Source organism: Streptomyces sp. NPDC048424 (assembly GCF_040651555.1).
GTDB lineage: Bacteria > Actinomycetota > Actinomycetes > Streptomycetales > Streptomycetaceae > Streptomyces.
Genome location: NZ_JBEZKE010000006.1, coordinates 345,752 through 354,169, shown reverse-complemented (window position 1 = coordinate 354,169; position 8,418 = coordinate 345,752). Strand labels below are relative to the sequence as shown.

Here is an 8,418-nt window from a genome sequence, read left to right as displayed (position 1 = left end):
TCCTTCACCGAGGCGAAGCGGAAGCTGGACTCGGCCGTCGGTGACGCCGAGGCGCAGAAGTTCTCCGTCGGCGCCGACGGTTCGGTGAGCTTCCCGCCGGGCGGGACGGAGAAGGACGGCAAGCTGCCCGAGGGCGGCACGGTCAGCGGCAGTGCCAAGGGCAAGCCGTCGGGGAACGTCATCGACCCGACCAAGGACGCCAACGACCTCTCCGCCGCCCTGGAACGCCAGGCGGCGAACATCCACCCCAACCCGAACTTCGGCAAGGCGGTGGAGATAGCCAACCGGATCGCCCAGGCGGTCGCCGAGGCCACCGAGGCCGACACCCAGTGGGCGCCCCGCCTGCGCAAGCTCAAGGCCGACGACGACCTCGTCGTCTCCGACTCCGACTGGGCCGACGTCCAGGCGGACACCGGCGAGGTGCGTGCGGGGGCCAAGGACTACCTCGACCACATCAAACCCCCACCGCCCAAGGGCAGCGACCCGAAGGCGAACGCCGACTGGTGGAAGGGCCTGTCCCCCGACGAGCAGTCGGCGTACCTCTCGCTGAACGCGGCGCAGGTCGGCGCGCTGGACGGGCTGCCGTCGGTGATCCGGGACGAAGCGAACCGCACCGTGCTGGCCGAGAAGCACGGCGAGTTCCAGCTCCGGATGAATTCCATCCCGCCGCAGCCGCAGAAGTACGTTCCCTCCGGGCGCGACTATCCGGCGGTGGTCCTCAACCCGGCCTGGTCGGAGTGGGACAAGAAGTACGCCAAGGACAAGGAATTCCTGGAGAAGAACCTCAAGGGCATGAACGCCATCCAGGACCGGTTCAACGCCACCGGCAAGGAAGGCCTGCCCGAGGCGTACCTCCTCGGCTTCGACACCAGCGGCGGCGGCCGGGCCATCGTCGCCAACGGCAACCCCGACACCGCCGACCACACCGCGGTGTTCGTCCCCGGCACCTACACCAACATCACCAAGACCGAAGACTACATCCACCACATGAGCGAGCTGTGGAAGGAAACCCACGCCCAGGCCCCTGGTCAGGACGTGTCCACCATCACCTGGATCGGATACGACGCCCCCCAGAGCATCGTCCCCGAGGCCATGAAGAAGCACTACGCCGAGACCGCCGCCCCCGACCTCAACCGGTTCATGCAAGGCCTGGAGAACCTCCAGGGCGGCGACGAGAAGAGCCACACCACGATCATCGGCCACAGCTACGGCAGCACCGTCCTGGGCGCCGCGTCCAACGCGGGCGACCTGCGCGCCGACGACATGATCGCGGTCGGCAGCCCCGGCATGCTCGTCGAGCACGCCAAGGACCTCGACGCGGGCGAAGGCCACGTCTGGTCCCAGGCCGCCTCCACCCTGGACGACCAGGTACCGCTGGGCGGGAAGGTCGCCGGCCTCGGCGGCCCCACCGACTGGTGGGAGGACATGCTGCCGTTCGGCACCGTCTGGGGATCGAACGTACCCTCCGACGAAAGCTTCGGAGCCAATATCATGAAAAACGACGCCAACAGCCACACCGACTACTGGAGAGACCACTCCTTGAGCATCGAAAACCAGGCAAGCGTGGTCGCCGGCCGCTACGACAAGGTCCAGCGTGACTGACACCGCGCCGGGCGGCCCCATCCGCCGAACCACGAAAACGATCAGGGCCACCGCACTCGCCGTCGCCCTCGCCGGCCTGCTGTCCACACTGTCTGTGGGGTGTTCCAACGTGAAAGAACTCAACTACACACCGGCACGCATGGACCCCGAACCGGCCCGCACCAAAACCAAACAGGTCTCCAGCAACCTCCTCGAGATGTCCGGCATCAAGGGCAAGGTGACCGAACCCGGCCCGAGCGTCACCCGCTGTCGCGAATACGGCGACGACCTGTTCTCCATGTCGCACCCCTGGTCCGTCTACGACATCTCCGACGAACAGGTCGACACCGGCATCACCAACCTCCGTAAAACGCTCAACGAAAACGGCTGGAAAATCACCAAGGACGGCAAGGCCAACAGCCAGGCGCAAGACCCCGAAATCTACGCCGAGAACGACGCCGAGCAATTCGCCCTCCACGTCACCGGCAGCAAGAAATCCGCCACCGGCAACCCCATGCTCCTCTTCAAAGTCGTCTCCAAATGCTTCAAGGCAGAATCCGCCACGGCCCTCGACGGCGAATACTGACGCCTGACGCAACACGACCGACCGTTCCCGGGGGCCGAGACGTCGCTCCGTTCGGTGTAGAGCTCACCTGCCGCGTTCTGAGCCGTACACCTCGCGGGTCTGTTGGTCCGGTCCTGCAGCCGGTTCCCGGGCTACGGGTGCAGGGCGCCGGGGCGGTCGGCGGTGCGGTCGGCGGTGCGCAGCGCCTCCAGCCGCTGCTCGGCCAGACGCAGATGGCGGGGGTCCGGCAGCGGCAGAACCCGCAGGAGAGCGACCAGGTCGGGCCCGAACTCCAAGACGAGGGCGCGGTCCCTCAGCTGCGCCCAGCAGTACAGGGCGCCCGCCGCCGCGGCATGCACCTCCAAGCCACCAGCACCCTCACGGGCCAGACGGGCCTGACCCACACCCATCCACAACCGGGTCGCGGAAGGGAAATCACCCGCCATCCGCGCCAGATCAGCACGGATCTCCGCCCACCCGATGGCCTCCGGAGAGCCGCGCCCGCACGTCTGCAGCACATGCTCCTCCCACACCTGGGCAAGGCCGGCCGCCTCTCCATGACGACCCTCCACAGCCAAGGCATGAATGAACGGCCGCGGGTCCCCACCCTCGCCCCCGAGCAACCCAGCCCCCGGAACCGCCTCAGAGCCCTGCACGGGGCCCGGCGCGGGAGCGGGGGTGGGGGCGGGTTGCTGCGGCCGCTCGGGATGCGGGGGCTGCTGAAGGTGTGCTGACGGGTGGGCGTGTGGTGACGCCTGAGGGTGGTGTGCCTGTTGGGGGTGTCCGGGTTCGTGCTGCGGGCCGGAGCGCATGCCGAGCTCACGCGCGGTCGGCAGGACGAGCGTTCCCGGGGGCAGCGCGGCCGCCGAAACCGCGAGCGCATGCACCTGCACATTGGCCGGGCGGCCCGGCCCGCGACGCAGCTGCTCGATCCAATGCCGGGTATAGCCGCTCACCGCGGCGCCCGCCGCAGCCGGAGCGAAAGCCGGCGGGCAGACCACCCCGTACACCTCCGCGGCCCCGGAAACCGGCAGGCTGGCGTACTCCTGGAGCAACGGCCACGCGGTCTTGTCCGCAACAAGGTCGACGACCACCGTGGTCAGCTCCGCCGGACGCCCCCGCAGCTCAACGCCCAACCACTCCCAGGGCAACGCGCTGTAACGGGCCGTTCCCGCCGTCGTCCCGGCCAGCGCGAAACACAACCCACCGCCCCGGCGATCGACCGTCAGCCGACCCGACAGGTAGACCAGCAGCGGCCCACGCGTCGCAGCTGCCGACCGCAGCCGTGTCAACACCGTATTCGGGTCACGCGCCCCGTCCAAACAAACCGTGTCACACGGCACGTCGCTACCCAGCAACACCGAACCCGGCACCATCGCAAGAGCCGCGACATTGGCACTCGGCGCCACCTGCACAACACGCCGACGCACGGCCACATCACCCGCGACCACGAGGACGTGCCCCCGCCCCCGCCCCTGCTCGTGCCCCGCTCCACTCAAGTACATGAACAGACCGTACTCACACCACGCACCGCCCCATCACCCGCACACCCCATCATCGGCCGGACCACGCACGCCCGGGCACCCGCCCGGGCGCCCGTCGACTGGTCTACCCTCGGACAGGTGATCGAGCACGTGAATCAACTCGGCGGCCAGCCACCACACATCGGACCGCCCCCCACCGACAGCACCCCCATCGTCTGGGCCTGGGACACCACCGCCGACACCCTCGGCGGACACGCCGTCAAGGACGCGGCAAGCATCCTCGACACCAACGAACGCACCCGCGCCGAACGCATGATCAGGCCCGCCGACCGGCACCGCTACCTCGCCGCCCACCTCGGCCTACGCCTCATCCTCGCCGCCTACCTCAACCTCCCCCCACAGCACATCCGCCTCACCCGCGAAGACTGCCCCACCTGCGGCGGACCCCACGGCCGCCCCACCACACCCGACAGCCCCTTCCACTACAACCTCTCCCACAGCGGCAACCTCGCCTACCTCGCTCTCGCCACACGGCCCGTCGGCATCGACATCGAACAGACCCCCACCCCCCAGACCGTCACCGACGTCCTCCACACCCTCCACCCCAAAGAAACCGCCGAACTCACCAACCTCCCCGAAACCCAACGCCCCCAAGCCCTCGCGCGCATCTGGACCCGTAAGGAAGCCGCTCTCAAGGCCACCGGCCACGGCCTCGCCCAAGGCCTCACCCACCCCTACGTCAGCTCCCACCCCACCCCCGCCACCATCCCCGGCTACACCCTCACCGACCTCCCCGCACCCGACGACCACACTGCCGCCCTCGCCACCACCAACGACCCCGGATAGACCCGCAGACGACACCACGGCGCGGCGTCTGGTCAGCTTCCTTGGGCGGTGAGCGAGCTGGTCACGGTGTTGGCCATGGCGTGGGCCATGCGCTCGTAGAAGCGCCACAGGAACGGGTCGCGGGGGCTGGGGGCGCCGAAGTAGCCCTGGGGCGTCACCCTTCGGGCGTGTTCGCCGCCCTTGCGCCATTCGGCCAGGTCCGCCGGCCCGAGTCCCGTCGGCCGGAGCCCGGTCATGGCCTCGTAATCGACGACCTCGGGGAACCAGCGCATCATCAGCGCGCTCTCGATCTCTTCGGCGTGGACACCGAGTTCGCCGGACAGTTCCAGCCCCTCGAACAGCGGCCGCATGGCGAAGGTGGCCAGGGCGGACGTGTTCGCCGCCTCGCCCAGGCGGTCGGCGATGAAGTCGGGCTCGATGAGGACGACTCCCGTGCTGCCCTCCTCGTGTCGGGCTGTCACGACGTCAAGGAGCATCCGATTGTGCGCGATGTCGCCCTGGTGGTTGATCACGAAGATCTGCCGGAAGCCGTCGGTGGCGAGCGATTCCAGGATGTCGAAGTGCAGGGCGGCCGCGGTCTCCGGGCGTGTGCGGAACGTCCCGGCGAAGGCGCCGGAAACCTGGTTGACGCCCCAGAACACGGGCGGGGCGATCAGCGCCGGTACCTGCTGACGATCGAGCTCGTCCTTCACCATCCGGCACAGCTGGTACGCGCCGTACGCATCGGTGCCCAGCGGCAGGTGCGGGCCGTGCTGCTCGATGACGCCCGTGGGCAGCAGGACGCATGTGCCTGCCGCGGCCGCCGCCTCCACCTGCGGGTAGGTGAGGTCGGCCATCGTCCCGGCGAAGACCGAGTATCCACTGTGCATGTACTTCCCCGTGTTTCATGTCCTGACCGGCCGGACCACCGATCGTGATCATTTTTGCCAGGACGCGAAGCAGTTCACGAGCGGTGCCCACGCCGGAAATCACTCCTGCGTCTTGTGGGGACATCACAAATGCCCTCCGTCGAACCCGATGTCCGGTGGGCGTGACCCAACGCCCGCTCCGTCGTTGAACCGGACGGTCAAGCGAAGTGCACAGCCAGGCCCCGGGACTCTCGTCCCGGGGCCTCGTGCGTGTCTCCCCGCGATGCGCACCCGGAGGCGCCCCGGACGGCGGGCGTCCGGGGCGCGCTGGTACGGTGCCTGTGTCCGGTTGATCCCGCACCTGACCCTCAGACAGGGACGCGCCCCGCAAGGGGGTTCCGCCCCTTCGGTCGCCGGCAAGCTGCTTGCCGACCGCCTCCCGCGCCCCGTGCACGAGCCGGCCGCGCCGTACGGGAGCAGCGCCGGCCCGCCCAGCGCGGCGCGCCACGCCCGCGACCGGCCGACCCCACCACCACCCTCACCGCACTGCCGAAGGAAAGCACGCATGACCGACCAGACTCCCCCCGCCGCCCCGGCCCCCGCCGCAGACCCGCTGCGCCACGTCTACCTGCGGCTGGCCGCCGCCGAGTCCATACCGCCGGAGGCCGCCCACCAGTTCGGCTATCTGCGGCCCGTGGCCACCGATCTGCTGGAGGGCATCGCGTACGACACCCCGGACAGCGTCCGTCTGCTGGACGACCAGGACGTCGCCCGGGTGGACCGCGACGTGCTCTACGCTGCCGCGCGCGCCAACCTGCTTGCGGAGCCGGTGGGTTACGACACGATCGAGCGGCCCGGTGGCGCCGTGCTCCACATCATCGGCGGCGATTCCGTCTACGCCGCCAGCAAGGCGCTCGTCTTCGAAGAGGCGGTACGCGCTGCGGGCGGACCCGAACTTCCCGCCGAGGGCGTCCTGCTGACGGTCCCGAACCGCCACAACCTCGTCTTCTACCCGCTCGCGGACCGCCATGTGGGCGAGGCCGTCAACGACCTCGCCCAGTTCGCTCTCGGCGCCTACGAGGACGGCCCCGGACGCCTCTCGCCGCGCGTGTTCTGGTGGCGGGCGGGCAGCCTGACCACGATCACCGTCTTCGACGACGAGACCAAGACGATGAGCATCGCCCCGCCGCCCGAGCTCATGGACACGATGCGTCGACTCGCCGGCACCGGGGCCTGACCTCCCGGCCGTTGGGGCGGGTCGGCACCACGGTGCTTCGGTCCGGCTGTTCGCGCACGGCGGCGGCAGGTCGAGACCGAGGGGGCGTTCCACGAGCGGTGCGGCCCGGACGGCGCCGCCGGCTCTGCGCCGCATGCCGATGCAGACCACCGGATCGGGGATCCGGCCGAAGGCCAGGTTGTCGACCTCCCACAAGGCGTCATCGAATCGGCGTCCGCCGACCCCCTCCACCCGGCAGCGGAAAAAGTTTTCCGCAGACGCCTATCGAAAGGCCGTTCGCTGGGCATGCTGCGTGTGATCTCCCGCCGCTGCTCGACGCCCGCCATGGCGTCGCCCGGGCGGGCCTTCCGTTCTGAGCTCTCGGGAGGTAACACGCCATGCAGTCGATCCCCACGCCGCCGTCGGCCCCCAGCCGGCGCGATCTCCTCACCGGCCTCGGTCTGGCCGCCGCCGCCCCGCTCGTCCTCGGCGTCACGGCCAGTCCCGCGCTCCGCGGCCGCCCCGCCCACCCGTCCGTCCAGCCCAGCCAGGCAAGCCACGCCGACCAGCCCCTCCAGGGAAACCGGACGGTTCTGCTCCGCGGGGCGTCGCTGGCGCTCACCATGGACCCCGCCGTCGGCGACGGCCCCCTCGGCGCCGTCGCGAACGCCGACGTCCTGATGCAGAACGGCACCATCACCGCCGTGGGCACGGCCCTCCGGGCGCCCGGCGGCGCCTGGGTGGTGGACGCCTCGGGCAAGCTGGCCATGCCGGGGTTCGTCGACACCCACACCCACCTCTGGCAGGCGGTGATCCGCGGCGGGTGTACCGACCGCGACCTCTTCGGCTGGTTCCAGGGGTGTACCGACCCCCAGCGCGGCCGGCTGACGCCCTCCGCCCTCCACAGCTTCGTGCGACTCGCCGCCCTTGACGCCGTCCAGTCGGGCGTGACCACGCTGGTGGACTGGGTGGACATCTTCTCGTTCGACCTCATCGAGAGCTACGTACGGGCCCTGGCCGGCACCGGGGTGCGGTTCACCTACGCGATGTTCCCGCCCAAGCCCGACGGGGTGCTGGTCACGAAGGTGAAGAAGGAACTCGTCGATCCGGTACCGCTCGGCTCCTTCCAGGTCGCCACGCATGCGGCCCGGGCCGTCCAGGACCTCAACCGCGCGCACTGGGAAATCGCCCAGGACATGGGCGTCATGCTCAACTCCCATGTCCTGGAACGCCCCGAGCAGCGCGCCGACGACCCAATCGGGGTGCTCACCGACATCGGCGCGCTGGGTCCGCGGCTCCTGATCAACCACGCCATCCACCTGACCGATGCCGAAATCGCCGCCGTCGCCGAGCACGACGCGCGGGCGGCCCACTGCCCGCTGAGCAACATGCGGTTGGCCTCCGGCATCATGCGGCTCTCCGAGTTCAGACGGCGGGGCGTCAAGGTGGGGCTCGGCCTGGACGGCGGGACCAACGACAGCTCGGACTTCCACGCTCTGATGAAGACGGCCATCGGCCTGCAACGCGCCCGCGCCACGGACGCCGGCGTCTTCCCGCAGGTGCACGACGTCCTGCGGATGGCCACGCTGGGTGGCGCCGAGGCCCTCGGCATCGCCGACCGGGTGGGCTCCCTGACACCCGGCAAGCGGGCCGACGTCGTGGTCGTGGACCCGGCCGCCCTGAACTTCGCGCCGCGCTTCGACTGGGTCGGCCAGGTCGTCTTCAACGGGCGCCCCGAGAACGTCGACTCCGTGTTCGTGGACGGACGGGCGCTGAAGCTGGGCGGCCGGCTGGTCGAGGTCGACACGGCCCGCGTCGTACGGGAGGCCGAAGCGGCCGCCACCCGCCTCCGCGCCGCCGGCCAGGCCGGATAATGGC

7 protein-coding genes are annotated in these 8,418 nt (G+C 70.1%); 5 read left to right on the top strand and 2 right to left on the bottom strand.

Annotation, left to right across the window (positions count from 1 at the left end; all coding sequences use genetic code 11):
* The coding region (locus AB0D29_RS12075) for an alpha/beta hydrolase (protein WP_362853604.1) at positions 1-1,602 on the top strand (1,602 nt) is incomplete at its 5' end.
* On the top strand, positions 1,595-2,167 hold the full coding sequence (locus AB0D29_RS12070) for a hypothetical protein (RefSeq protein ID WP_362853602.1): 573 nt from the start codon (positions 1,595-1,597) through the stop codon (positions 2,165-2,167). The genes AB0D29_RS12075 and AB0D29_RS12070, both read left to right, overlap by 8 nt.
* Before the next feature lie 131 nt (positions 2,168-2,298).
* Here AB0D29_RS12070 and AB0D29_RS12065 read toward each other — a convergent pair whose 3' ends face one another.
* Complete coding sequence (locus AB0D29_RS12065) at positions 2,299-3,651, bottom strand: hypothetical protein (protein ID WP_362853601.1); 1,353 nt, start codon at positions 3,649-3,651, stop codon at positions 2,299-2,301.
* A gap of 117 nt (positions 3,652-3,768) precedes the next feature.
* Here AB0D29_RS12065 and AB0D29_RS12060 point away from each other — a divergent pair, with 117 nt between their 5' ends.
* Positions 3,769-4,476 carry a 4'-phosphopantetheinyl transferase superfamily protein gene (locus AB0D29_RS12060; protein WP_362853599.1) on the top strand — a complete coding sequence of 236 codons (708 nt, stop codon included), beginning with the start codon at positions 3,769-3,771 and terminating at the stop codon, positions 4,474-4,476.
* Positions 4,477-4,508: 32 nt separating this feature from the next.
* Here the strand turns inward: AB0D29_RS12060 and AB0D29_RS12055 are convergent, their stop codons facing one another.
* Positions 4,509-5,345 (bottom strand): creatininase family protein, encoded by an 837-nt coding sequence (locus AB0D29_RS12055; protein ID WP_362853598.1) that lies wholly within the window; start codon positions 5,343-5,345, stop codon positions 4,509-4,511.
* Positions 5,346-5,889: 544 nt separating this feature from the next.
* On the opposite strand from AB0D29_RS12055, the gene AB0D29_RS12050 reads away from it, so the two are divergent.
* Both AB0D29_RS12050 and AB0D29_RS12045 read left to right on the top strand, forming a co-directional pair.
* A complete protein-coding gene (locus AB0D29_RS12050) occupies positions 5,890-6,561 on the top strand; it encodes a hypothetical protein (protein ID WP_362853596.1) in 672 nt (223 codons plus the stop codon).
* Positions 6,562-6,938: 377 nt separating this feature from the next.
* A complete protein-coding gene (locus AB0D29_RS12045; RefSeq protein WP_362853595.1) occupies positions 6,939-8,414 on the top strand; it encodes an amidohydrolase family protein in 1,476 nt (491 codons plus the stop codon).
* Positions 8,415-8,418: the final 4 nt, after the last annotated feature.